The organism is Streptomyces sp. MAI_2237 (genome assembly GCF_054189285.1).
In genome coordinates this window covers 897624-922080 of the sequence record NZ_JAJPGQ010000001.1, presented here as the reverse complement: position 1 = coordinate 922080, position 24457 = coordinate 897624, and the positions used below count along the sequence as shown (strand labels likewise).

The 24457-nt window shown below is 70.7% G+C and carries 19 protein-coding genes and 1 tRNA gene; 8 read left to right on the top strand and 12 right to left on the bottom strand.

All coding sequences use genetic code 11. The annotated features are described in order from the left end of the window. Positions 1 to 22 precede the first annotated feature (22 nt). Positions 23 to 1456: a pyridoxal phosphate-dependent decarboxylase family protein gene (locus LN251_RS04305; protein WP_458243156.1), complete on the top strand. Its 1434-nt coding sequence runs from the start codon at positions 23 to 25 to the stop codon at positions 1454 to 1456. Continuing rightward, on the top strand, positions 1453 to 2913 hold the full coding sequence (locus tag LN251_RS04300) for a lysine N(6)-hydroxylase/L-ornithine N(5)-oxygenase family protein (protein WP_458243155.1): 1461 nt from the start codon (positions 1453 to 1455) through the stop codon (positions 2911 to 2913). The genes LN251_RS04305 and LN251_RS04300 overlap by 4 nt, the downstream gene beginning before the upstream one ends. Here LN251_RS04300 and LN251_RS04295 read toward each other — a convergent pair. Further along, positions 2910 to 4715 carry a bifunctional metallophosphatase/5'-nucleotidase gene (locus LN251_RS04295; RefSeq protein ID WP_458243154.1) on the bottom strand — a complete coding sequence of 602 codons (1806 nt, stop codon included), beginning with the start codon at positions 4713 to 4715 and terminating at the stop codon, positions 2910 to 2912. The genes LN251_RS04300 and LN251_RS04295 overlap by 4 nt on opposite strands. A gap of 150 nt (positions 4716 to 4865) precedes the next feature. On the opposite strand from LN251_RS04295, the gene LN251_RS04290 reads away from it, so the two are divergent. Continuing rightward, positions 4866 to 5567, top strand: a complete 702-nt coding sequence (locus tag LN251_RS04290) for an SIMPL domain-containing protein (RefSeq protein WP_458243153.1) — start codon at positions 4866 to 4868, stop codon at positions 5565 to 5567. Positions 5568 to 5698: 131 nt separating this feature from the next. After that, complete coding sequence (pyk, locus tag LN251_RS04285; protein ID WP_458243152.1) at positions 5699 to 7135, top strand: pyruvate kinase; 1437 nt, start codon at positions 5699 to 5701, stop codon at positions 7133 to 7135. Between the two features lie 39 nt (positions 7136 to 7174). On the opposite strand, the gene LN251_RS04280 is transcribed toward pyk, so the two are convergent. Next, a tRNA-Leu gene (locus LN251_RS04280) sits at positions 7175 to 7247 on the bottom strand. Positions 7248 to 7349: 102 nt separating this feature from the next. Between LN251_RS04280 and LN251_RS04275 the strand changes: the two genes are divergently transcribed. Then, the gene (locus LN251_RS04275) at positions 7350 to 8006 is read left to right on the top strand and encodes an ANTAR domain-containing response regulator (protein ID WP_249834702.1); all 657 of its coding nucleotides are present in this window, start codon (positions 7350 to 7352) and stop codon (positions 8004 to 8006) included. A gap of 75 nt (positions 8007 to 8081) precedes the next feature. On the opposite strand, the gene LN251_RS04270 is transcribed toward LN251_RS04275, so the two are convergent. The 9 genes from LN251_RS04270 to LN251_RS04230 all read right to left on the bottom strand — a co-directional run bounded on the left by LN251_RS04270 (position 8082) and on the right by LN251_RS04230 (position 18018). Continuing rightward, positions 8082 to 8798: an ABC transporter ATP-binding protein gene (locus LN251_RS04270; protein ID WP_458243151.1), complete on the bottom strand. Its 717-nt coding sequence runs from the start codon at positions 8796 to 8798 to the stop codon at positions 8082 to 8084. Beyond that, positions 8795 to 9706 (bottom strand): ABC transporter ATP-binding protein, encoded by a 912-nt coding sequence (locus LN251_RS04265; protein ID WP_458243150.1) that lies wholly within the window; start codon positions 9704 to 9706, stop codon positions 8795 to 8797. The genes LN251_RS04270 and LN251_RS04265 overlap by 4 nt, the downstream gene beginning before the upstream one ends. Positions 9707 to 9712: 6 nt before the next feature. Beyond that, on the bottom strand, positions 9713 to 11539 hold the full coding sequence (locus LN251_RS04260) for a branched-chain amino acid ABC transporter permease (RefSeq protein ID WP_458243149.1): 1827 nt from the start codon (positions 11537 to 11539) through the stop codon (positions 9713 to 9715). 5 nt (positions 11540 to 11544) lie between these two features. Further along, positions 11545 to 12477, bottom strand: a complete 933-nt coding sequence (locus tag LN251_RS04255; protein ID WP_385239523.1) for a branched-chain amino acid ABC transporter permease — start codon at positions 12475 to 12477, stop codon at positions 11545 to 11547. Between the two features lie 116 nt (positions 12478 to 12593). After that, entirely contained in the window at positions 12594 to 13823 is a 1230-nt protein-coding gene (locus LN251_RS04250; protein ID WP_458243148.1) for a branched-chain amino acid ABC transporter substrate-binding protein, read from the bottom strand. A gap of 287 nt (positions 13824 to 14110) precedes the next feature. Next, complete coding sequence (locus LN251_RS04245) at positions 14111 to 14731, bottom strand: Tat pathway signal sequence domain protein (protein WP_458243147.1); 621 nt, start codon at positions 14729 to 14731, stop codon at positions 14111 to 14113. Next, the gene (locus tag LN251_RS04240) at positions 14728 to 15147 is read right to left on the bottom strand and encodes a hypothetical protein (RefSeq protein ID WP_458243146.1); all 420 of its coding nucleotides are present in this window, start codon (positions 15145 to 15147) and stop codon (positions 14728 to 14730) included. The genes LN251_RS04245 and LN251_RS04240 overlap by 4 nt, the downstream gene beginning before the upstream one ends. Positions 15148 to 15197: 50 nt before the next feature. Further along, a complete protein-coding gene (locus LN251_RS04235; protein WP_058925934.1) occupies positions 15198 to 15686 on the bottom strand; it encodes a PaaI family thioesterase in 489 nt (162 codons plus the stop codon). Positions 15687 to 15738: 52 nt separating this feature from the next. Then, complete coding sequence (locus LN251_RS04230) at positions 15739 to 18018, bottom strand: FdhF/YdeP family oxidoreductase (protein ID WP_458243145.1); 2280 nt, start codon at positions 18016 to 18018, stop codon at positions 15739 to 15741. A gap of 130 nt (positions 18019 to 18148) precedes the next feature. Here LN251_RS04230 and polA point away from each other — a divergent pair, with 130 nt between their 5' ends. After that, on the top strand, positions 18149 to 20875 hold the full coding sequence (gene polA, locus LN251_RS04225; protein ID WP_458243144.1) for a DNA polymerase I: 2727 nt from the start codon (positions 18149 to 18151) through the stop codon (positions 20873 to 20875). A gap of 371 nt (positions 20876 to 21246) precedes the next feature. Then, positions 21247 to 21522 (top strand): hypothetical protein, encoded by a 276-nt coding sequence (locus LN251_RS04220; protein ID WP_458243143.1) that lies wholly within the window; start codon positions 21247 to 21249, stop codon positions 21520 to 21522. On the opposite strand, the gene LN251_RS04215 is transcribed toward LN251_RS04220, so the two are convergent. Next, positions 21485 to 22345, bottom strand: coding sequence for a DUF4184 family protein (locus tag LN251_RS04215; protein WP_458243142.1), 861 nt, complete (start codon positions 22343 to 22345; stop codon positions 21485 to 21487). The genes LN251_RS04220 and LN251_RS04215 overlap by 38 nt on opposite strands. 326 nt (positions 22346 to 22671) lie before the next feature. Here LN251_RS04215 and LN251_RS04210 point away from each other — a divergent pair, with 326 nt between their 5' ends. Beyond that, complete coding sequence (locus tag LN251_RS04210; protein ID WP_458243141.1) at positions 22672 to 24411, top strand: lytic transglycosylase domain-containing protein; 1740 nt, start codon at positions 22672 to 22674, stop codon at positions 24409 to 24411. Positions 24412 to 24457 lie beyond the last annotated feature (46 nt).

Sequence of the window (24457 nt, the reverse complement as noted above, 5' to 3'; positions counted from 1 at the left end):
CTCGCGCGTCCCGGAGGAACCCATGAGCACACCGAGCCTCGCCTCGGGCCCGGCCGGCCCGAACGCCCTGCGCCCCCTGCTCGCGACCGTGCTCGACGCCCTCGCCCTCGGCACACGGGAACGCGGCGGCCCGTTGCCCCCCGGAGGACCCGACGCCGTCGCCGCGCGCACGCGGGCCGCCGTGGGCGACGTACTGCCGCACGACGGCGACCCGGACGCCCTGCGCACCCTCGTGCACGCCCTCGCCGCGGGCGCCGCCGACCCGGCCGATCCCCTCTGCGCCGGCCATCTGCACTGTCCGCCGCTCGCCGTTGCCGTCGCCGCCGACCTCGCCGCGAGCGCGCTCAACCCGTCCCTGGACTCCTGGGACCAGGCGCCGGCGGCCTCGGAACTGGAAGCCCTCGTGACCCGGGCACTGGCGAGGGAGGTCTACCAGGGCACGCGCCCGGCGGAGGACGCCGACGCCCTGGTCACCACCGGCGGCACGGAGTCCAACCAGCTCGCCCTGCTCCTCGCCCGCGAGACCCTCGGCGCCGGGGTCCGCCTCGTCTGCGGGGCCGACGCCCACCACTCGCTGCCCCGTGCCGCCCGGCTGCTCGGCCTGCCCGAGCCGGTGATCGTGCCCGCCCCCGCCGGCACCCTCGACCCGGCCGCCCTGGACGAGGCCCTCAGCACCGTCCCCGGACCGTGGCTCGTCGCCGGCACCGCGGGCACCACCGACGCCGGCCTCGTCGACCCGCTGCCCGAGATCGCGGGCCTGTGCCGGGCGCACCACGCCCGGCTGCACGTCGACGCCGCCTACGGCGGGGGCCTGCTGTTCAGCGCTCGCCACCGCGACCTGCTCACCGGCCTGGCGGACGCCCACACCGTCACCCTCGACCTGCACAAGCTCGGCTGGCAGCCGGTCCCCGCCGGCTTCCTCGCCGTCCGCGACGCCCGCGACCTCGACGTCCTGCGCCAGCGCGCCGACTACCTCAACGCCCCCGACGACATCGAGGCGGGCCTTCCCGACCTCCTCGGCCGCTCCCTGCGCACCTCCCGCCGCCCGGACGTCCTGAAGACCGCCGTCACCCTCAAGGCCCTCGGGCGCACGGGCCTGGGCGCCCTGGTCGACCAAGTCTGCGCGCGCGCCCAGGAGTTCGCGGAGCTCGTCCACCGCGAACCCGGCTTCGAGCTCTACGACCGCCCCACCATCAGCACGGTCCTGTTCCGGCCCGCCCAGGCCCCCGACGACACGGTGGCGGCCGTCCGCAGGCGCCTCCTCGAGCGGGGCCGCGCCGTCCTCGGCCGGGCCCGCCTCGACGGCCGCCTCTGGCTCAAGGCGACGTTCCTCAACCCCCACACCCGACCGGCCGACCTGACCACCCTGCTCACGGCCGTCGCGGAAGCCCTCCGAGCAGGAGAAGCACGCCAAGAACGCGCGCAGGACCTCGTGGAAGGAAACACCCGCCGATGAGCACCGCCCCCACCCCCCACCCCCCGCACCACGAGCCCGACGCCCCCCGCGACCTGGTCGGCATCGGCATCGGCCCCTTCAACCTCTCCCTCGCCGCCCTCGCAGAGCCCCTCACAGGGCTCGACGCGGTCTTCTACGACCAGCGCCCCTCCTTCGACTGGCACCCGGGCCTGCTCATCGACGGCGCCCGCATCCAGGTCCCCTTCCTCGCCGACCTGGTGACCCTCGCCGACCCCACCAGCCCGTGGACCTTCCTCAACTACCTCAGGGACCGCGGCCGCCTGTTCCCCTTCTACTTCGCCGAGCGCTTCCACATCCAGCGCGCCGAATACGACGCCTACTGCCGCTGGGTCAGCGAGCGGCTGCCCGGCCTGCGCTTCGGCCACCAGGTCGACGCCGTGCGCTGGAACCCCGAACGCGACCTGTTCGAGGTGGACTTCACCCAGCTCGACAGTGACGGGGAGGCCGAAGCCCTGGGCCGCACCTACACGCGCAACGTCGTCCTGGGCATCGGCACCGAGCCGTACGTGCCCGACCCGCTCAGGCCGCTCGTCGAGGCGCCGGCCGTCCCGGTGTTCCACGCCGCCGACTACCTCGCCCACCGCGACACGATCCTCGCCGCCGGCCACGTCACGGTGATCGGCGCGGGCCAGTCCGGCGCCGAGATCTTCCTCGACCTGCTGCGCACCCGCCCCGCGGGCCGCGAACGGCTGCACTGGCTCGGCCGTACCGAGGCCTTCGCGCCGATGGAGTACTCCAAGCTCGGCCTCGAACACTTCACGCCCGACTACACCAGCTACTTCCACGCCCTGCCCGAGGGCGTCCGCGACCGCCTGGTCACCACCCAGTGGCAGCTGCACAAGGGCATCGACGCCGGCACCCTGGCCGCCATCCACGACGAGCTCTACCGCCGCACCCTGCACGGCGGCTGGCCCGACGCCGTCCTCACCCCCGGCGTCCGCGTCCGCACGGCGGGCCGGATCGCGACGACCAAGGTCGAACTCCACCTGGAGCACACCCAGCAGAGCACGCGGTCCCGCCTCACCACCGACGCCGTCGTGCTCGCCACCGGCTACCGTGAGCGCCCCCTCGACCGCATGCTCGCCGGCCTCGACCCCTACCTGCGCCGCGACAGCCGCGACCGCCCCCGGGTCGACGAGTCCTTCCGCCTGGTCTGCGATCCCTCCGTCACCGGCTCGGTGTACGTCCAGAACGCCGGACGCCACACCCACGGCGTCGGCACCCCCGACCTGGGCCTCGCCGCCTGGCGCAGCGCCGCCATCCTCAACACCCTGAGCGGCGAGGACGTCTACCCGCTGCCCGGGCGAACCGCCTTCACCACCTTCGGACTCGACGAACAGCGGCCGCCCGCGCCCGTCGTGCCCCAGGCACGACAGGCGCAGGTCCTCACCCCGCTGGTGGACGGCAGGCAGGAGAGCTTCCGGACGACGATCTAGAAGACCGGCGTGCCGTTCCTCGTCAGCTTCCAGTCCACCGACGCGAAGTCCTTCGGGTCCAGCACGCCCTTCGCCGTCACCCACTCCGCGATCCGCGTACGGATCTCCGTCGACTCCGACCACAGCTCCTGCGCGGTCGCCACGTACGGGAAGGCGCCGCCGCCGTTGGCCCGGTAGTTGTTGACCGCGAACACGAACTGCCGCGCGTCGTCCAGCGCGGCCCCGCCGAACGTGAGGTTCTTGATCCGCGAACCGGCCGGCTGGGCGATGTCGATGTCGTACGACAGCCCCGACACGTAGTCGTAGTTGTAGTCCGGGCGGTTGTTCGCGTTGGTCAGCTTCTCCACGTCGACGGCCGCGTCCGGTGCGGTCTGCACGAAGTACTCCGCCGAGTACTCCAGGTAGGCCCGGATCTGGGCGCCCGTCAGCAGCTTGGCGACCAGCGTGTTGTCGTACACGTACAAGGACGACAGGTCCCGGATGGTGACGTCGCCGGCCGGGATCTCGGACGTCCGCGAGAACGGCGAGGCCTGGGCGATCACCGGCAGCGAGGCGTACTGCGTGCCCGCCAGCGCCGCCTTGACCACGTCCTCCTGCACCTTGGTGATCAGGTCGATGATCGGTGCGTCCTGGTAACGGGCCTCGACGGTCGTCAGCGTCTCGGTCGCCCGACCGACGACCTGGTTGACGTACTCGACGACCTTCGCGTGCTCGTCCGCCAGCAGCTTGGTGATCTTCGGGTCGTCGGCGACCGTGTTGGAGTTCAGCACCTTCGACGACACCGACTCCACGGTCCACCGCCCCTTGGCGAAGACCAGCTCGACGTCGAACACCGACAGCCGCTCCGCGTACGCCAGCGGCTCCGACAGCACCACCGGCTTCCCGGTCTTGGTGTTGGTGACCTTCAACTCCGGGATCTCCACGTGCGCGTGGCCCACCAGGATCGCGTCGATGTCCGGCACCTGCTGCGCGACCAGCGCGGCCGAGTTCTCGACGTAGGGCACCTGGTCGCCGTAGGAGGACGTGCCGGACGAGCCGCTGTGCGCGGACACGATCACCACGTCCGCGCCCATCGACTTCAGCTTCGGCACCCACTTGGCGGCCTGCTCCTCCAGCCCCGGGAACTGGAGCTTGCCCTGCACATAGGCCTTGTCCCAGATCGCGATGCCCGGGTTCGTCAGACCGAGCACCGCGACCTTCACCGGCGGCGCCCCCGGCACCCGGAACTTCTTGATGAAGTAGGGCGGGAAGGCGGGCTTCTGGGTCTTGGCGTCCAGCGCGTTCGCCCCGAGCAGCGGGAAGCGCAGCTGCTCCTCGAACTTCCGCAGGGTCTCGATGCCGTAGTTGAACTCGTGGTTGCCCAGGGCCGCCGCGTCGTACCCGATCGCGTTCATGGCCTGCGCCATGGGGTGCACCGGGCCGCCCTCGGCGGTGATCGGGTCCACCTTCGCGTAGTAGTACGTCAGCGGGGTGCCCTGGATCGTGTCGCCCGCGTCCAGCAGCAGGGTGTTGCAGCGGCCCTTCTCCTCGCGCAGCCGGTTCACGAGCGTCGAGATGCGGGCCAGGCCCTGCGCGTTGCCGGCCTTGTCGGTGTACTCCGCGTCCTTGAAGTAGTCCCAGTTGAAGACGTGCCCGTGCAGGTCGGTGGTGCCCATGACGGTGAGCGAGTACCGCTTGGCGGGCCTCTTCCCCGGCGTCTCGGGCGCCGCCTGCGCCGACGGAGCCGCCGCCGCGCTCGCGATCGCCACCCCCGCTCCGGTCGCGGCCGACTTCTTCAGGAACTTCCGCCGGTTCAAGGGCATGTCTGGATCTCCTCGGGAAACGGTCAACAACGCGCGTAGATTCTGACCCGAGCATGGCAACCGGCAACAGACCCGCCAGGTTGCGATCCGGTGACCTCTCTCGCGCCGACCCGCCCCGGCGCCCGGTCGGGGAGTGACAGAGTGGGGCGTATGACCACCCCCGCATCGGACGACCCGCGCCCTGCCCCCTACGGCACCCCGGACGCCCCCCGCATCGCCGTCCGCGGCGAGGCCCACCTCGAAGTCGACCCCGAGATCGCCCGCATCGGCGTCACCGTCGCCTCCCGCGGCAGGGACCGCCGGGCCGCCCTCGACGACCTCACCCGCCGCAACGCCGCGGCCCTGGAACTCATCAAGTCCTACGGCGAGGCCGTGGAGCACGTCGAGACCGGCGCCCTGTCCGTCAGTCCCGAACTGAAGGACAAGGGGCGCGGGGAGCGTGTCCACGCCTACCACGGGCGCGTCCACATCACCGCCGAGCTCACCGACTTCACCGCCCTCGGTGAACTGACCACCCGACTGGCCGACTTGGAACTGACCCGGGTGGACGGTCCGTGGTGGGCGCTGCGCCCCGGCTCCCCTGCCCACCGGGAGGCCCGGCAGCAGGCGGTGCGGGAGGCGGTCCAGCGGGCCAGGGAGTACGCCGAGGCGCTCGGCACCTCGCTCGTCGCCCTCGTGGAACTGGCGGACATCGGCGCCGAGGACGCCCAGCCCTACCGCGCCCGGATGCGCTCCATGGCCTACGGGGCGGGTGCCGAGGACGCGCCCGCCGCGCTCGACCTCGAACCCCAGCGGCAGACCGTCCAGGCTGCGGTGAACGCCCGGTTCACCATGGCTCCGCCGGCCCTCTAGGAAATCGCGGAATGCTCATAGGAGCACCCCCGCGCACAATTCATTACTTGTCAACAGCCTTTCACTCAGAGGTTGTTGAGTAGTCATTCACGACCAATTCCCTACCCGCCGGTAAGCCCTAGGGTCGAATCATGCGCCGAGCAAAGATCGTCTGCACTCTGGGACCCGCGACCGACTCGTACGACCAGATCAAGGCCCTGGTCGAAGCGGGAATGGACGTCGCCCGACTCAACCTCAGCCACGGCACGCACGCCGAGCACGAGGAGCGGTACCGGCGCGTCCGCAAGGCCGCCGACGAGACCGGCCGCAGCGTCGGCATCCTCGCCGACCTTCAGGGCCCGAAGATCCGGCTCGGCCGTTTCGCCGAGGGTCCCGTACTCCTTGAACGCGGCGACACCTTCACCATCACCGTGGAGGAGGGCGCCGAGGGCGACGGCCACTCCTGCGGGACCACCTACGCCGGCCTCGCCGCCGACGTCACTGCCGGTGAGCGCATCCTCGTCGACGACGGCAAGGTCTGCCTGGAGGTGACCGCCGTCGACGGCCCCCGCGTGCGCACCAGGGTCGTCGAGGGCGGAATGGTCTCCGACCACAAGGGCCTCAACCTCCCCGGCGTCGCCGTCTCCGTGCCCGCCCTGTCCGAGAAGGACGAGGAGGACCTGCGCTGGGCGCTGCGCACCGGCGCCGACCTCATCGCGCTGTCCTTCGTCCGCAGCGGCCGGGACATCGAGGACGTGCACCGCATCATGGACGAGGAGGGGCGCCGCCTGCCCGTCATCGCCAAGGTGGAGAAACCGCAGGCCGTGGACGCCATCGACGACATCGTCGCCGCCTTCGACGGGGTCATGGTCGCGCGCGGCGACCTGGGTGTCGAGATGCCCCTGGAGCAGGTCCCGATGGTCCAGAAGCGGGCCATCGCGCTCGCCCGGCGCAACGCCAAGCCGGTGATCGTGGCGACGCAGATGCTGGACTCGATGATCGACAACTCCCGCCCGACGCGTGCGGAGGCCTCGGACGTCGCCAACGCGGTCATCGACGGCACGGACGCGGTGATGCTCTCCGGCGAGACCAGTGTCGGCAAGTACGCCGTCGAGACGGTCCGGACGATGGCGCGGATCGTCGAGGCCGCGGAGGAGGACGTCCTCGCCAAGGGACTGTCGCCGCTGACCGAGAGCAGCAAGCCGCGCACCCAGGGCGGCGCGGTGGCCCGCGCGGCCGCCGAGATGGGCGACTTCCTGGGCGCCCGGTTCCTGGTCGCCTTCACCCAGTCCGGCGACACCGCCCGCCGCCTGTCCCGCTACCGCTCGCCGATCCCGCTGCTGGCCTTCACCCCGGAACCGGCCACCCGCTCCCAGCTCAGCCTGACCTGGGGCGCGGAGACCTTCCTCGGTCCCCACGCGGACTCCACGGACGCCATGGTCCACCAGGTGGACGAACTTCTGCTGAAATACGGCCGCTGCGAAAAGGGCGACATCGTGGTGGTCACCGCGGGTTCACCGCCCGGAATTCCGGGCGCGACGAACATGGTGCGGGTTCACCACATCGGAGAGGACGACCGGCCCAAGTGAAAAGCCGCCGAAAAGGCGACCTTGGAAGAGAAGGAAAAGTACCCCGGGTCGGATTCGAACCGACGCTGGATGGTGTTTGAGACCATTGCCTCTACCGCTGGGCTACCGGGGCTCCCTGTGAAACAAAGGTCGGCGGTCACCCGCCGTGCCCCCACCTTACCGCAGCTGGGTACGCTCTTGTCAGCAGTACCCCTGCCCTGAACAAGGAGCCCCCGTGACCTCCCCCGAGTCGCCCCAGCCCGTAGACGCGCCCGACGACGACAAGTCGCACGTGCCTCCGCTGACGACCCGTGTCGTCATCGCCGAGGACGAGGCCCTCATCCGGCTCGACCTCAAAGAGATGCTGGAGGAAGAGGGTTACAGCGTCGTCGGCGAGGCCGGCGACGGCGAGCAGGCCATCGAACTCGCCCGCGAGCACCAGCCCGACCTCGTCATCCTCGACGTGAAGATGCCCAAGCTCGACGGCATCTCCGCCGCCGAGAAGATCGCCGAGGAGCGGATCGCCCCGGTCCTGATGCTCACGGCCTTCTCGCAGCGGGACCTGGTCGAGCGGGCCCGGGACGCCGGCGCCATGGCCTACCTCGTCAAGCCCTTCAGCAAGAGCGACGTCGTCCCGGCGATCGAGATGGCCGTGTCCCGGTTCACCGAGCTGAAGGAGCTGGAGAAGGAGGTCGCCGACCTCACCCAGCGCCTGGAGACCCGCAAGCTCGTCGACCGCGCGAAGTCGATCCTGCAGACCGAGTACGGCCTGACCGAGCCGGCCGCGTTCCGGTGGATCCAGAAGACCTCCATGGACCGCCGGATGTCCATGCAGCAGGTCGCCGAGGCCGTCATCCAGGACGCCGACGAGAAGAAGGCCGGCAAGGCCTGACCTCCCGTACGACAGCAGTGAGGCCCGCGTCCCCGGAGAACCGGGGGCGCGGGCCTCGTCGTACCGCCCGAGGACTCAGTCCTCGCCGAGGTAGGCCTTGCGGACCGACTCGTCGTGCAGCAGGTTCTGCCCGGTGCCGGACAGGACGATGCTGCCGACCTCCATGACATGACCGTGGTCGGCGAGCGAGAGCGCCGCCTGGGCGTTCTGCTCGACCAGCAGGATGGTCGTGCCCTGGGACTTCAGCTCGGCGATCGTCGCCATGATCTTCTGCATCATGATCGGCGACAGACCCATGGAGGGCTCGTCGAGCATCAGCAGCTTCGGCTGGGACATCAGGGCCCTGCCCATGGCGAGCATCTGCTGCTCACCGCCGGAGAGGGTGCCCGCGGCCTGCTTGCGGCGCTCTCCCAGGATCGGGAAGAGGTCGTAGGCGCGCTGGATGTCCTTCTCGATGCCCGCCCGGTCGCTGCGCAGGAACGCGCCGAGACGCAGGTTGTCCTCGATCGTCATGCGCGGGAAGATGTGCCGCCCCTCGGGGGAGTGCGCGAGGCCGAGGGAGACGATCTGGTGGGCGGGGGTCTTCTTCAGCGACTTGCCGTTGAACCTGATCTGGCCGCCCACCGGCTTGAGCAGCCCGGACAGGGTGCGCAGCGTGGTGGTCTTGCCGGCGCCGTTGGTGCCGATCAGGGTGACGACCTCGCCCGCCTCGACCTTGAAGGAGATGCCCTTCACGGCCTCGATCTTGCCGTAGGCGACGCGGAGGTCCTCGACCTCCAGGAGTGCGGTCATCGGTCGTTCTCCTTGCCGGGCGCGGCGTCCCTCGGGGCGTCGGCGTGGACTTCGGCGGCGTCGACCTCTGCGGCCTCGTCGTCGCCGGGCGAGCCGTCGAAGGGCTCGCCGAGGTAGGCGGCGATCACCCGCTCGTCGCCCTGCACGGTGGCGCTGTCGCCCTCGACGAGCTTCTCGCCCTGCACGAGCACGGCGACGCGGTCGCAGAGGTTGAAGATGAACCGCATGTCGTGCTCGATGACGAGGACGGCGATGCCCATGTCACGGATGGCGAAGACGAGTTCCTCCGTGGCCCGCGTCTCCTGCGGGTTCATGCCGGCGGTCGGCTCGTCGAGCAGGAGCAGGCCCGGCTCGCTCGCGAGGGCGCGCGCGATCTCCAGCTTGCGCTGCTCGCCGTAGGGGAGGTTGCGGGCCAGGTGGTCGGCCTTGCTCGCGAGGCCGACGAACTCCAGCAGCTCCATGGCCCGCTCCCGCGAGGCGTTCTCCGCCCGGTGGAAGCCGGGGAGGCGCAGGACGGCGGACCAGAAACCTTCCTTCGTCCGGGTGTGGCGGCCGACGAGCACGTTCTCCAGGACCGTCATGTTGGCGAACAGACGGATGTTCTGGAAGGTGCGCGCGATACCGGCCGCGGTGACCTTGAAGGACTTCGGAGGCAGGACCGCGTCCTTGTAGCGGACCTCGCCCTCGGTGGGGATGTAGAGGCCGGTCAGGCAGTTGAAGAAGGTCGTCTTGCCGGCGCCGTTGGGGCCGATGAGGCCGACGATCTCGCCGCTGTTGACGGTCAGGTCGACATTGCGCACGGCGGTCAGACCGCCGAAGCGCATCGTCACGCCGCGGGCGTCGAGGACGACCTGGCCGGGGGCGGTGGCGCCCGGGGTGGTGCCCTGGGTGGTGGTGTCGGTGGTCATGTGTGGTCAGGCCCCTGTCTTGCTGAGGACTGTGGGCGCTTCGGCCTCTTCGTGGAACTCCAGCTGGCGGCGCCGGTTGGCGACGAGGCCCTCCGGGCGGAAGCGCATCAGCAGGATGAGCGCGACACCGAAGGCGAACAGCTGGTAGTCGCCGAGGAACTGGAGCTTGTTCGGGATCAGGTAGAGCAGGGAGGCGCCGATCAGCGGACCGCCGATGGTGCCCATGCCGCCGAGGACGACCGCGGCGAGCAGGAAGGCGGAGTTCGGCGGGATGGGCCCGGCGAACTGGTACTGCTCGGGGGTGACGGTGTAGGTCACGTGCGCCTGCACCGTACCGGCGAGACCCGCGAGGGAGGCGCCGACGGCGAACGCGATCAGCTTCACCCTGAAGCCGTTGATGCCCATGGCCAGCGCGGCGGTCTCGTCCTCGCGGATGGCGACCCAGGCGCGGCCGATACGGGAGTCGCCGCTGCGCCGGAAGACGAGGACGACGACGGCCGTGATCAGCAGCATCAGCAGGAAGTAGTTGGCGAACCGGCCGATGGTGAAGCCCGCGATGGTGTGCGGCGCGCCGAGGTCGAACCCGAGGATGGTGAGGTTCGGGATCGAGGAGATGCCGTTGGAGCCGTTGGTCAGGCTCGGACCGGAGGTGCCGTCGAGGTTGTTGGCGGTGATGCGGAAGATCTCACCGAAGCCGAGCGTCACGATGGCCAGGTAGTCGCCGCGCAGTCGCAGGGTCGGCGCGCCGATGAGGACACCGAAGACCAGCGAGGCCGCGGCGCCGACGAGGACGGCCGCCCAGAAGGGGAAGTGAACCCCGAACGGCGAGCTGGGGGAGCCGGAGACCAGGGCCGCGGCGTAGGCGCCGACACCGAGGAAGGCGACGTAACCGAGGTCGAGGAGGCCGGCGAGGCCGACGACGATGTTCAGGCCCAGGGCGACGGTGGCGAAGATCAGGATGTAGACGCCGATGGTCGCGTACTGGTCGTCGGTCTGCGTGAAGGGGAACAGGGCCGCCGCGATGAAGGCGCCCCAGACGGTGATCGTCTGGTGCCGCGAGGTGATCTCGGTGGCCTGGGCGACGAGACCGGACTTGTTCAGGGCGGCGAAGCCGAAGCCGGCCGTGATCAGGAAGCCGACGAACAGCTCGTCGTACTGGGTGCCGATGCCGTACGTGAAGACCAGCAGGCCGAGCGCCATGACGACGGCGATGACCAGGATCTCGACGTAGGTCGGGAGCTTGCCGACGGACCGCGGCGGACGCGCGGAGAAGGCGGCCTTGACGGTCTCCCACTTGTGCGAGGACCGGTTCTTGAACTGCTCCCACGCGTCGTCGTCGGGGTCGATCGGGTCGGGCGCGGGGTGCTCGAAGGGCAGCGCCAGGGCGCCGACGAAGGCCGCCAGCGTGGCGATCGCCACGATGTAGCCGCCCGGGTCGAGGTTGACGACGCCGCCGAGCTCGACGCTGATCGCGATGACCGTGTACCAGGCGGTGGCGAAGGCGGCCAGCGCGGCGAACTTCAGCGCCGCGTCACCGCCGGAGGGGACGACGTACTTCAGGCCCTTGACGCCGTAGCCGGCCAGCGCGAAGAGGGTGGTCAGCACGCCGCCGATGAGGACGAGGACCTGCAGGCCGCCCGGGTAGCCGTAGACCGTGAGGTCGCCGGGGAAGGCGGACGTCCAGGTCCACGACATGAAGGTGGAGATGATGGTCAGCACGCCGCCGCCGACGGCGAGCGCGCGACCGACGTGCGGCGGGATGCCGATGAGGCCGGCCGGGGCGGGAGCGGCGGGGGTGCCCGGGGTCTCGGGCGCGGTGGTCTGTGTGGTCATCGGTGTCACGCCCTGTCCGCGACGCGCTCGCCGAGCAGACCCTGTGGCCTGAAGAGGAGCACGAGGATGAGGAGTACGAACGCCCAGACGTCGGCCCAGGACTGGCTGCCGAACTTTTCCATGCCCGGGATGTTGGAGATGTAGGCGGAGGCCAGGGTCTCGGCGATACCGAGGACGATGCCGCCGATCATGGCTCCGTAGATGTTGCCGATGCCGCCGAGCACGGCCGCGGTGAACGCCTTGAGGCCCAGGATGAAGCCCATCCGGAAGTTGACCTCGCCGTACTTCAGGCCGTACGCGACACCGCCGATGGCGGCGAAGGTGGCGCCGAGGGCGAAGGCGATCACGATGATGCGGTCGGTGTTGACACCCATGAGCTTGGCGGTGTCGGGGTCCTGGGCGGTGGCCTGCATACCGCGTCCGGTGCGGGTCTTCATGACGAAGTAGGCGAGGACGGCCATGCTGACGGGCGCGGCGACCAGCAGGAAGATGTCGCCGGTCTGGATGGTGACGTCACCGATGTGGAACGGCCCGCCGTCGATCTGCGGGAACGTCACGGAGGACTTCGCGTCGGGGTACCAGGCCCAGACCGCCTGCTGCAGGGCGAGCGAGAGGCCGATGGCGGTGATGAGCGGGGCGAGACGGGGTGCGTTGCGCAGGGGACGGTAGGCGAACCGTTCCGCTCCGACGGCGACCGTGACGGCGACGATGATGGCGCCGACGATCATCAGCGGCAGGGCGACCGCCATGGAGGTGCCGTCCGGCAGGACGTACAGATAGACCGTCAGAGCGCCGAACGCTCCGGTCATGAAGATCTCGCCGTGGGCGAAGTTGATGAGCTGGACGATGCCATAGACCATCGTGTAGCCGATGGCGACCAGCCCGTACATGGATCCCAGTAGCAGGCCGTTGACCAGCTGCTGCGGCAGTTCGTTCACCGCATGTCCTCCGAGACTATTCGGATGATTTTCGACGGATGGAGCCGGATGCGAGAACGCGCGGGGCGCCAGTGGAACAGCGCCCCGCGCGGCTCGTGAGTGGTGCGGGAGTGGGGTCAGCCGGTGAAGGTACCGGACTTGACGGCCGCCCAGGCACCGTTCTTCACGGCGTAGACGGTGAGCTGCTTGTTGGTGGCGTCACCGAACTCGTCGAAGGAGACCTTGCCGGTCACTCCGTCGAAGGAGACGTTCTGCATGGCGGCGGTGACCTTGGCGCGGGCGTCCGAGGGCAGCTTGCCGTTGTTGGCGTCGACGACCGACTTCACGGCCTGGATGATCGCCCAGGTCGAGTCGTAGGAGTAGCCGCCGTAGGCGCCGTACTCGTCCGAGTAGCCGCCCGCCTTGTAGTCCGCGACGAACTTCTTGGCGGAGGGCAGGGTCTCGACCGGGGCGCCGACCGAGGTGGCGAGGTCGCCGGTGGCCTTCGCGCCGGCCAGCTTGATGAAGGTCGGGTCGAAGATGCCGTCGCCGCCCGCGAGCGGGATGTTGGCACCGGCCGCCTTGATCTGCTTGCTGAGCGGACCGGCCTGCGGGTACTCACCGCCGTAGTAGACGGCCTCGGCGCCGGAGTTCTTCACCTGGGTGGCGACCGAGGAGAAGTCCTTGGTGTCGGGGTTGATGTGCTGGGTGCCGACGACCGTACCGCCGAGCTTCTTGAACTCCTGCGTGAAGGTCGCGGCGAGGCCGGCGCCGTAGGTCTTCTTGTCGTCGATGACGAAGACCTTCTTCTTCTTGGCCGTGTTGTAGATGTACTCGGCGGCGAACGGGCCCTGGATGGCGTCCGTGGTCGCGGTGCGGAAGTACGACTTGAACGGGCGGACCTTCTTGGTCTGCCAGGCGTCGCCCTGGGTGAGCGCGGGGTTGGTGTTGGCCGGGGAGACCTCGACCAGCTTCGCGTCGTCGAACACCTTCTGCATGGACTGCGCCACGGAGGAGTTCAGCGGGCCGACGACGCCCAGGACGCTCTTGTCGGCGACGAAGGCGGAGGCGTTCTGCTGACCGGAGGAGGCCTGCGCCTGGTCGTCCTTGGCGACGAGCTTGAAGGTGACGCCGCTGACGGTCTTGTCCTTGTTGGCCGTCTTGACGGCGAGGTCCGCGGAGTTCTTGATACCCAGGCCCAGCGCGGACAGGTCGCCGGTCAGCGGGGCGTCGACTCCGATGGTGACGGTGGTGCCGCCGCTGCCGGAGCTGCTCTTGTCGCCGCTGTCGCGCGAGCCGCAGGCGGTGAGGGTGAGTGCTCCCGCCGCCAGCGCGGCGGTGATGGCGATGAGCGAACGTTGACGCACGATCAGTCCTTTCCCTGGCACGGCCCTTCCCCGTGGAAGTGACCGAGTCCCTGCGCCGTGCCGAAGTGCTTTTTCGGCTGCACGGTGACTGGCCGTGACTCTAAGCGGGTGGGGGAACTTGCGAGGAGGGTCTGGGGGAGGCTGTGACTCCTTCGTTATGACACGAGGTAATGCAGAGCGGTGCTCTGTGGGCAGTACAGCAGAATTCAGGCCGATTCGCCCAGTCCGCATTCTGAGAACCTGCAGGACTCGCAGGCATCTGTCATGTGCTTCGAGGCTTTTGGTAATTACCTGGAACGGTGCTTGCAGATGCCTTGCAGGGCGATGGAGAGGTTCTGCGCATAGCGCTGCCCGAGGATGTAACTGTGGACTTCTATTGCGCGCTTATTACGCAGAGTTACGTCCAGGAAAGGCAGTCCTGCGCTTTCTGGCGCTTTCCGGCAATCCGTGACGTGCATCGTGATCACGACGTTCCGGGCCCCGCCCGCCCGTGCGGTGAACGGGGCAAGCGGTTCCGAGGTCAGTGAGATCCCCGGGTAGGGCTGGCTGATCGAACGCACGGTGACCGGCGGGCCGGACTCGACACTCAGAGCGACGGCGAAGCTGAAGCTCCGGGGGCGCACGCCCTTGGGGGTGGCCACCGGTTCGACGTAGGTGACGTCCGTGACCTGGGACGGGTACGGCGGCGCCGCCGGTGCCGGAGCGTGCGCGTGCGGCCGGGTCAGGTACACCGAGCCGCCGGTCGCGAGCAGCACGGTTGCCGCGGCCGCGGCGAGGGCGCCACGGCGGTGCCGGTCGTACCACTGCCCGACCCGGCCGCGGCGGCGGGGGAGCAGGGGCGCGTCGTCCTCGGCGAGGTCCCTGGCCCGGGTGCCCTCGCCCGGCTCGACGGGGCCGACGCCGCTCATGACCAGGGCCCGTTGCTCGGCCCGCCGGTGCGGTACCAGTCGCGGCAGCCGGCCCGCGCCTCGCGGCCGATCAGCTCGTCGGCCGCGCGGGCGCCGTGCTTCTTCTTCTCCGCCCGGGCGGAGTCGACGACCTCGCGCAGGATGTCGTACTGCCCGTTGGACAGGCCCATCGTCTGGTAGTCGCCGTAGGTGTGGCTGTCGAGCACCTCGCGGGACCAGTGGGCGACGATGCGGGTGCACAGGTCCTCGGGCGAGGTGGTCGTCGCGGCCGGCGTGGGCGAGGCCGAACGTCCGGCAGACGGTCGGCCCGCGGAGCCCGAGTCCCCGCACCCCGCGCACAGGCCGCCCGTCACCAGCATCAGCGCCACCCCGAAGCCGAACGCGAACCCCGCCCGGGTGGCTCCTCCCGTTCTCATGGCACGACGCTATGGCCTGATCGCCGCGTCGGGCCAGAGGCGAGCCGCCGTCAGCCCGCGGTGCCCGACGGCACCCCGTCGCCCTGCCGCAGGTCCCGCAGCAGGCAGGTCAGCCGTGCGGTGCACACCCGCCGCCCCTCCTCGTCGCTGATCACGATCTCGTACGTCGCCGTCGAGCGCCCCTGGTGCACGGGCGTCGCCACCCCGGTCACCAGCCCGGAACGCACACCCCGGTGGTGGGTGCAGTTCAGATCGACACCGACCGCGATCTTGGAGCTGCCGCCGTGCAGCATCGAACCGACGGAACCGAGGGTCTCGGCGAGGACGGCTGAGGCGCCGCCGTGCAGCAGCCCGTACGGCTGGGTGTTGCCCTCCACCGGCATCGTCCCGACGACGCGGTCCGCCGAGGCCTCCACGATCTGCACGCCCATGCGCGTCCCGAGGTGTCCCGCGGAGAACAGGGCCGGCAGGTCCACGCCGAGGGCGGCGTACTCGTCGATGACCTCCTGCGGGAACCTCACGTGCTGCTGCTCGCCCATGGGCCGTGCTCCGTTCGTCCGTGATCAGCCGTGCAACCTGCTGAGCAAACGCTCAGTCGGTCGACGATTGTTCCAGACGCACGATGACGGACTTGCTGGCCGGGGTGTTGCTGGTGTCAGCGGTGTGATCCAGGGGGACCAGGACGTTGGTCTCCGGGTAGTAGGCGGCCGCGCACCCCCGCGCCGTCGGGTAGTGCACCACCCGGAAGCCCGGCGCGCGCCGCTCCACCCCGTCCCGCCACTCGCCGACGAGATCCACATACGCACCGTCGGCGACACCCAGCCGCCGCGCGTCCTCCGGGTTGACCAGGACCACCCGGCGGCCGTTGCGGATGCCGCGGTAGCGGTCGTCGAGGCCGTAGATCGTGGTGTTGTACTGGTCGTGCGAGCGCAGCGTCTGCAACAGCAGCCGGCCCTCGGGCAGCTCGGGATACTCCACGGGAGCCGCCGTGAAGTTCGCCTTCCCGGTCTTCGTGGGGAAACGGCGCTCGTCGCGCGGGGCGTGCGGGAGCGCGAACCCGCCGGGACGCGCCACGCGCGCGTTGAAGTCCTGGAAGCCGGGGACCACCCGCGCGATGCGGTCGCGGACGGTGGCGTAGTCCTTCTCGAACTCCTCCCACGGCACCGTGCTGCTCTCGCCCAGGACACGGCGGGCCAGACGGCACACGATGGCGGGCTCGGACAGCAGATGCCGGCTCGCCGGCTCCAGGCGCCCGCGGGAGGCGTGCACCATGCCCATGGAGTCCTCGACGGTCACGAACTGCTCGCCGCCGCCCTGCAGATCACGCTCGGTTCGGCCGAGGGTCGGCAGGATCAGCGCACGCGCGCCCGTGACCACGTGCGAACGGTTCAGTTTGGTGGACACGTGCACCGTGAGACGGGCGCGCCGCATGGCGGCCTCCGTGACCTCCGTGTCGGGGGAGGCGGAGACGAAGTTGCCGCCCATGGCGAAGAACACCTTCGCCCGGCCGTCGCGCAGTGCACGGATCGCCTCGACGACGTCGAAGCCGTGCTCCCGCGGCGGCGCGAAGCCGAACTCCTTCTCCAGGGCGTCCAGGAAGGCCGGCGCGGGGCGCTCGAAGATGCCCATGGTGCGGTCGCCCTGCACGTTCGAGTGACCGCGCACCGGGCACACGCCCGCGCCGGGACGGCCGATGTTGCCGCGCAGCAGCAGGAAGTTGACCACCTCGCGGATGGTCGGCACGGAGTGCTTGTGCTGGGTCAGCCCCATCGCCCAGCACACGATGGTGCGCTTCGAGGCGAGCACCATGGCCAGCGCCCGCTCGATCTCCTCGCGCGCGAGACCGGTCGCGGCGAGCGTCTCGTCCCAGTCGGCGGCCTCGGCCGCGGCCGCGAACTCCTCGTAGCCATGGGTGTGTCCGCGGACGAACTCCTCGTCGACCGCGCCCTCGGTCTCGAGGATCAGCTTGTTCAGGAGCCGGAAGAGGGCCTGGTCGCCCCCGATGCGGATCTGCAGGAACAGATCGGTGAGCGCCGCCCCCTTGAGCACACCCTGCGGCGTCTGCGGGTTCTTGAACCGCTCCAGACCGGCCTCGGGCAGCGGGTTGACGGTGATGATCCGGGCGCCGCCCGCCTTGGCCTTCTCCAGCGCGGTGAGCATGCGCGGATGGTTGGTGCCCGGGTTCTGCCCGGCCACGATGATCAGGTCCGCCTTGTACAGGTCCTCCAGCAGGACGCTGCCCTTGCCGATGCCGATCGTCTCCGACAGCGCGGACCCGGACGACTCGTGGCACATGTTCGAGCAGTCCGGCAGGTTGTTGGTGCCGAGCTCGCGCGCGAACAGCTGGTAGAGGAACGCCGCTTCGTTGCTGGTGCGCCCCGAGGTGTAGAAGACCGCCTCGTCCGGGGAGCCGAGCGCGGCGATCTCCTCGGCGACGATGTCGAAGGCCCGCTCCCAGCTCACCGGCTCGTAGCGGTCCCCGCCCTCGGGCAGGTACACGGGATGCGTCAGCCGTCCCTGCTGGCCCAGCCAGTACCCGCTCCTGCCCGCCAGGTCGGCGACGGGGTGCGCGGCGAAGAACTCCGGGGTGACCCGGCGCAGGGTGGCCTCCTCGGCCACCGCCTTCGCGCCGTTCTCGCAGAACTCCGCCGTGTGCCGGTGCTCCGGCTCCGGCCACGCGCAGCCGGGGCAGTCGAAGCCGTCCTTCTGGTTGACGTTCAGCAGCGTCAGCATGGTGCGCCGCACGCCCATCTGCCGCTGAGCCATGCGCAGGGTGTGGCCGATGGCCGGAAGTCCCGCCGCCGCGTGCTGCGGTTCGGCGACCTGCGGCGCGTCCTGAACCGGATCGCTCTTGGGCGGCTTGGTGGCCATGGCGCCATCTCCTTCACCTGCACATGTGGGTACGCCTTCGATCCTCGCACGCGTCGCCGACAGTGCCGCCGAAGGTGCCGCGACCCCTGATGGCGGCCGACTGTCAGTGGCACGTGGCAGGATCGGGTCCGTGGCAGAGACAGCATCGAAGAAGACCGAGACGACCCCCGGCGGCAAGCGGCCCCGCCTCATGCTCATGGACGGGCACTCGCTGGCGTACCGCGCGTTCTTCGCGCTGCCCGCGGAGAACTTCACGACGGCGACGGGCCAGCCGACCAACGCGATCTACGGCTTCGCGTCGATGCTGGCCAACACCCTGCGTGACGAGGAGCCCACGCACTTCGCGGTGGCCTTCGACGTCTCCCGCAAGACCTGGCGCTCCGAGGAGTTCACCGAGTACAAGGCGAACCGCTCCAAGACGCCGGACGAGTTCAGGGGCCAGGTCGAACTCATCGGCGAGCTGCTGGACACGATGCACGTCTCGCGCTTCGCCGTCGACGGCTTCGAGGCGGACGACGTCATCGCCACCCTCGCCACCCAGGCCGAGGCCGAGGGCTTCGAGGTGCTGATCGTCACCGGCGACCGCGACTCCTTCCAGCTGGTCAGCGAGCACACCACCGTGCTGTACCCGACGAAGGGCGTCTCGGAGCTGACCCGATTCACCCCGGAGAAGGTCTTCGAGAAGTACGGCCTGACACCGGCGCAGTACCCGGACTTCGCGGCCCTGCGCGGCGACCCGTCCGACAACCTGCCGGGCATCCCCGGCGTCGGCGAGAAGACGGCCGCGAAGTGGATCAACCAGTTCGGCTCCTTCGCCGACCTGGTCGAGCGCGTCGACGAGGTCAAGGGCAAGGCAGGGCAGAACCTCCGCGACCATCTGGAGGCCGTGAAGCTCAACCGCCGCCTGACCGAGATGGTGCGCACGGTGGAGCTGCCCAAGGCGGTCACCGACCTGGAGCGGGCCCCGTACGACCGCAAGGCCCTCGCGATGGTCCTGGACACCCTGGAGATCAGGAACCCCTCCCTGCGCGAGCGGCTGCTGGCCGTCGACCCGGGCGCCGCCCAGGCCGAGGAGACCCCGGTGATCGCCGACGGCGTGGAGCTGGACGGCACGGTCCTCGGCACCGGCGAGCTCGCCCCCTGGCTCGCCGGGCACGCGGACGCGCCCCTCGGCGTGGCCACCGTCGACACCTGGGCGCTCGGCACCGGCTCGGTCGCCGAGGTCGCCCTCGCCACGGCCGACGGCCCGGCCGCCTGGTTCGACCCGTCCCAGCTGGACGAGGCCGACGAGAGGGCGTGGGTCGCCTGGCTGGCGGACGAGGCGAAGCCCAAGGTTCTCCACAACGTCAAGGGCGCCATGCGCGTGTTCGCCGAGCACGGCTGGAGCGTCGCCGGCGTCTCCATGGACACCGCGCTCGCCGCCTACCTGGTCAAGCCGGGCCGCCGCTCCTTCGACCTGGACGCGCTGTCCCTGGAGTACCTGGGCCGCGAGCTGGCCCCGGCCGCGGCCGCCGACGGGCAGCTGGCCTTCGGCGCGGACGACGGCGCCGAGGCCGAGGCCCTGATGATCCAGGCCCGCGCCGTCCTGGACCTCGGCGAGGCCTTCACCGGCCGCCTGCAGGAGGTGGGCGCCGCCGACCTCCTCCAGGACATGGAGCTGCCCACCTCCGCGCTCCTGGCCCGCATGGAGCGGCACGGCATCGCGGCCGACCGCGCCCACCTCGAGGCAATGGAGCAGATGTTCGCGGGCGCCGTCCAGCAGGCCGTGAAGGAGGCGCACGCGGCGGCCGGACACGAGTTCAACCTGGGCTCGCCCAAGCAGCTCCAGGAAGTCCTCTTCGGCGAACTGGCCCTGCCCAAGACCAAGAAGACGAAGACCGGATACACCACCGACGCGGACGCCCTGGCCTGGCTCGCCACCCAGACGGACAACGAACTGCCGGTGATCATGCTCCGCCACCGCGAGCAGGCGAAGCTCCGCGTCACGGTCGAGGGCCTGATCAAGACCATCGCGGCGGACGGCCGCATCCACACCACCTTCAACCAGACGGTCGCCGCCACCGGCCGTCTCTCCTCCACCGACCCGAACCTGCAGAACATCCCGGTCCGCACGGACGAGGGCCGCGCCATCCGCCGGGGCTTCGTCGTCGGCGAGGGCTTCGAGTCCCTCATGACGGCCGACTACAGCCAGATCGAACTGCGCGTGATGGCCCACCTCTCCGAGGACGCCGGCCTCATCGAGGCCTTCACCTCGGGCGAGGACCTGCACACCACGGCCGCCTCCCAGGTCTTCGCGGTCGAGCAGACCGCGGTCGACGCGGAGATGCGCCGCAAGATCAAGGCGATGTCGTACGGCCTCGCCTACGGCCTGTCGGCCTTCGGCCTCTCCCAGCAGCTGAACATCGAGGCCGGCGAGGCCCGGGCCCTGATGGACGCGTACTTCGAGCGCTTCGGCGGCGTCCGGGACTACCTGCGCCGCGTGGTCGACGAGGCGCGGGCCACCGGCTACACGGCCACCCTGTTCGGCCGCCGCCGCTACCTGCCCGACCTCAACAGCGACAACCGCCAGCGCCGTGAGGCGGCCGAGCGCATGGCCCTGAACGCCCCCATCCAGGGCACGGCGGCCGACATCGTCAAGATCGCCATGCTCCGCGTGGACGGCGCCCTGCGCGAGGCCGACCTCAAGTCCCGGATGCTCCTGCAGGTCCACGACGAAGTCGTCCTGGAGATCGCCCCCGGCGAGCGCACCCGCGTCGAGGAACTGGTCCGCCGCGAAATGTCCGACGCGGTCCACCTCAGGGTCCCCCTGGGCGTCTCGGTGGGCGCGGGCCCGGACTGGGAGTCAGCAGCGCACTGACAAGATCAGGCGTCCCCCCACGCTCCGCATCCGCGCACGCACGGGAGCGGGTCGTGGGGGTGCGGCGCAGCCCGCCGCGTACGCGTCCTGCACACGGTGCGCGTCTCAGCGGACAGACGCGCCGTCGACGGCGGGCTCGCCGCACCCCCACGACACCGCCCTACCCACCGGCCCTGGGCCCCGGCCCCACCACCGGACCCCACCACCCGGCCTCGGCCCACCTGCCCCCGGCCCCGCATACAGGCGCCCCCGCCCGCCCCCCGCCTGTCACCCGCGTGGCCCCCGCGAACACGCCCTCCGCCACCCCCGCCGTCAGGATGCGGGCATGGGTATACGCATGCTCAAGCGCCGCACGGCGACAGCGCAGGCAGATGCCGAACCGGCCCCCGCCGAGCCGTCCACGCCGGTCCCGGTCTTCGCGGGCCGACGCGAGCACCGCCCGCATCCCCACCGACCTGGCGACGGACCTCGCCACGGCCTTGTATAGCGCCGCGGCCCACCCCGCCGACCTGGCGACGAGCCTCGCCACGGCCTTGTATCGCGCCGCGGCCCACCCCGCCGACCTGGCGACGAGCCTCGCCAGGACCCTGCACCGCGCCGCGGCCCACCTCACCGACCGCTTCCGGCACCGCTCCGCCCCACGCTGACCGGCTCCGGGCCGCTGTCCCCGTCCAGTACCGGACGCCATACCCGCACGCCGATCGCGTACAGCAGCACCCCCAGCACCAGCCCCGCCCCCACTCCGAAGCAGAGCGTGGGAATCAGCTCCCAGGGCCGGGCCCGCGCCCCCCATGCCCCCCACCACACGGTGGCCCGCCGCACCCCGGCGACGACGGCACATCCCCCGATCAAGACGGCGGCCCACCACCGATCCCGCCCGCTCAGCACAGGCACCGAGGAACCCGCGGTCACCTCCACCCGCCGCAGAGCCCAGGCCACCCACACCCCGATCACGACGGCCGCCACCGCGGACCCCCCGTACTGCAGGTACCAGTACAGAGGCGACCCCGCGATCCGCGTGCCCAGCTCGGGAAACCACCGCATGCCCCACCGGTCCGCGTGCGTGAACGCGTCCCACACCACATGCGTCAGCGCCCCCAGAACAGCGGACGCGTACCACCGGGCCGCCACGCGCGTCCCCACCGGCGAGCGCGCCGCCCCGCAGTGCGACAGCGCGGCCGGCCGTGCCTGCCGGGCCCGCGGAAGCAACGCCACGAGCGGCTCCCGCACCAGCAGCCACAGCCCGACCAGCACCCAGGCCACGACCACGTCGACCGTGAAAACACCCGGAAAGGAATGGGTGAAGGAGCCGAACTCCATCGCACCGGGCACGGCACTCGCCGCGAAGTAGGTCATGTCGGGGGAGAAGGACCCGGCCACGAGCACTGCCGGAACCAGCCGCCCCCGCCCCCTTCCGTCGCCGCGGACAGCGGGCAGTACGGCCGCCGCATGGCTCAGGGTGAACGGCAACAGAGCTCCTCGGAAGGGACGTCGGCCGGTCTGGCACCGGCCGTAGATGGCCAACTGGTGAATGGCGGGCACGAACGGGTGCCCATGGCAAGCAAGTTGTCGTAGGGTCGCCTGGGTCGCAGCACCGGGCAGCGGACCGCCCGGAGAACGAAAAACCGTAAAACACAACAGAAGCACAGAAGCACAGAAGACCAGCGCCCAGCAGACGAAGAAAAGAAGAAGCAATCGCCCCACAAGGGCAACCAGCCCCGTGGGTCGATCGTCACATCAAGGCGAGCAGGCAGACAGAGAAGGGCGCTCGGGCGTCCACGGGAGGGGTTCACCTTATGGCGGCGCAGTTCGGCAGGAGGATGGCCAAGGGGGCGGCGACCGCCGCCGTGGCGGCGCTGGCGGTCGCGGCCCTGTCCGCGTCGCAGGCGCCCGGAGTCACGGTCGACGGCCACGGCAGACAGACCGCCTCGGACGCCACCCCGTCACCCGACGCGACCGCCGAGGCGGGTTCGGCGACCGGCGACTCTCCGTACTACACGGACCTGCCGCCGCTCCACAGCCCCAATCCCAGCCCCTCGCCGTCCGCGTCCGGCACCCCCGTGGTGCAGGGCAGCGGTGAGGCGGGCATCCCCGCGACCGTCCTCGACGCCTACAAGAAGGCGGAGACGGCCATGCGGGAGGCCAAGCCGGGCTGCAACCTGCCGTGGCAACTCCTCGCCGCCATCGGCAAGGTGGAGTCCGGACAGGCCCGCGGCGGCCGCGTCAGCGCGGACGGCACCACGCTCTCCCCGATCCTCGGCCCGCAGCTCGACGGCAACGGCTTCGCGCTCATCAAGGACACCGACGGCGGCAAGTACGACGGCAACAGCTCCTACGACCAGGCCGTCGGCCCCATGCAGTTCATCCCGTCCACCTGGGCCTGGGCGGGCCGCGACGGCAACGGCGACGGCAAGAAGGACCCCAACAACGTCTACGACGCCGCCCTCGCCGCCGCCCACTACCTGTGCCGAGGCGACTGGGACCTGTCGGACCAGACGGATCTCAACAGCGCGATCCTCAGCTACAACCACTCGCAGGACTACCTGAACACCGTCCTGTCGTGGCTGGAGTACTACCGCAAGGGCACCCACTCCATCCCGGACGGCACCGGCACGGTCCCCTCCCACCGCAGCGACACCGGCGGCGGCAAGAAATCCAAGCCGTCGACCCCCAAGCCGCCGACCACCAAGCCCTCCAAGCCCGCCAAGCCGGGTCCGGGCCCCAGCCCGACGCCGGGCGGCAACGGCGGCGGCAGCCCGAGCCCGTCCACCCCGCCGTCCCCGTCGCCCACGCCCACGCCCACCGACACGGTGGACCACCTGGCGGACGCGGGCACCGCGCAGCTCACCGCGATGGCGGGCGACGAGTTCACCAAGAAGATCAGCACCAAGGCCGTCACCAAGGCGGGCAAGGCCGTCGCCAAGGTCAGGGTCCGCTTCACGATCGTCGGCGACACCGACGCCACCTTCGCCGGCGGCGAGAGCGTGGCCACGGTCGTCACCGCCGGCTCCGGCGTGGCCGTGGCACCCGCGCTGCGGGCCGGCGAGAAGACCGGCGACTTCACCGTCCGCGCGACGGTCGTCGGCCGTACGGTCGCCGGCCTGGACTACCGGGCCACCGTCACCGAGCGCGTCGCCGACACGCTCGTCCGCACCGGCGACACCGCGCTCACCTGCACCCCGGGCGGCGCGTTCGCCGACCAGGTGGAGGTGAAGGCCACCTACAAGAGCGCCGTCGCGGACAAGGTGGCGGTCACCGCCACGCTGATCAAGTCCAAGGACGACGCCACCGAGAACGACAAGGGCCCCTACTTCAAGGACGCGGACGGCAAGACGGTCCGCACCCTCACGGGTCTTGCGACGGACGCCGACGGCAAGCTCCAGCTGCCCAAGATGTACGCGGACGACACCACAGGCACCTTCGTCCTGCGCATCACCACCGCGGGCGGCGCCACGCTCGACGTCCAGCTGACCGTGGCGGTGGCCGACACCTCGGCGAGCCCGTCGCCCAGCCCGTCGGCGAGCGCGAGTTCGTAGGCGACGTCACCACCCCGTCCCCGACGACGACCGACGGCGTCCCTCT

What these genes read in the sequence shown, in the direction of transcription:
- LN251_RS04265 (WP_458243150.1), bottom strand. Translation starts at nt 9,706, where the DNA reads ATGACCACCGACACCACCACCCAGGGCACCACCCCGGGCGCCACCGCC.
- LN251_RS04270 (WP_458243151.1), bottom strand. Translation starts at nt 8,798, where the DNA reads ATGACCGCACTCCTGGAGGTCGAGGACCTCCGCGTCGCCTACGGCAAG.
- LN251_RS04300 (WP_458243155.1), top strand. Translation starts at nt 1,453, where the DNA reads ATGAGCACCGCCCCCACCCCCCACCCCCCGCACCACGAGCCCGACGCC.
- LN251_RS04230 (WP_458243145.1), bottom strand. Translation starts at nt 18,018, where the DNA reads ATGGCCACCAAGCCGCCCAAGAGCGATCCGGTTCAGGACGCGCCGCAG.
- LN251_RS04260 (WP_458243149.1), bottom strand. Translation starts at nt 11,539, where the DNA reads ATGACCACACAGACCACCGCGCCCGAGACCCCGGGCACCCCCGCCGCT.
- LN251_RS04235 (WP_058925934.1), bottom strand. Translation starts at nt 15,686, where the DNA reads ATGGGCGAGCAGCAGCACGTGAGGTTCCCGCAGGAGGTCATCGACGAG.
- LN251_RS04290 (WP_458243153.1), top strand. Translation starts at nt 4,866, where the DNA reads ATGACCACCCCCGCATCGGACGACCCGCGCCCTGCCCCCTACGGCACC.
- LN251_RS04210 (WP_458243141.1), top strand. Translation starts at nt 22,672, where the DNA reads ATGGCGGCGCAGTTCGGCAGGAGGATGGCCAAGGGGGCGGCGACCGCC.
- pyk (WP_458243152.1), top strand. Translation starts at nt 5,699, where the DNA reads ATGCGCCGAGCAAAGATCGTCTGCACTCTGGGACCCGCGACCGACTCG.
- LN251_RS04305 (WP_458243156.1), top strand. Translation starts at nt 23, where the DNA reads ATGAGCACACCGAGCCTCGCCTCGGGCCCGGCCGGCCCGAACGCCCTG.
- LN251_RS04295 (WP_458243154.1), bottom strand. Translation starts at nt 4,715, where the DNA reads ATGCCCTTGAACCGGCGGAAGTTCCTGAAGAAGTCGGCCGCGACCGGA.
- LN251_RS04240 (WP_458243146.1), bottom strand. Translation starts at nt 15,147, where the DNA reads ATGAGAACGGGAGGAGCCACCCGGGCGGGGTTCGCGTTCGGCTTCGGG.
- LN251_RS04245 (WP_458243147.1), bottom strand. Translation starts at nt 14,731, where the DNA reads ATGAGCGGCGTCGGCCCCGTCGAGCCGGGCGAGGGCACCCGGGCCAGG.
- LN251_RS04220 (WP_458243143.1), top strand. Translation starts at nt 21,247, where the DNA reads ATGCCGAACCGGCCCCCGCCGAGCCGTCCACGCCGGTCCCGGTCTTCG.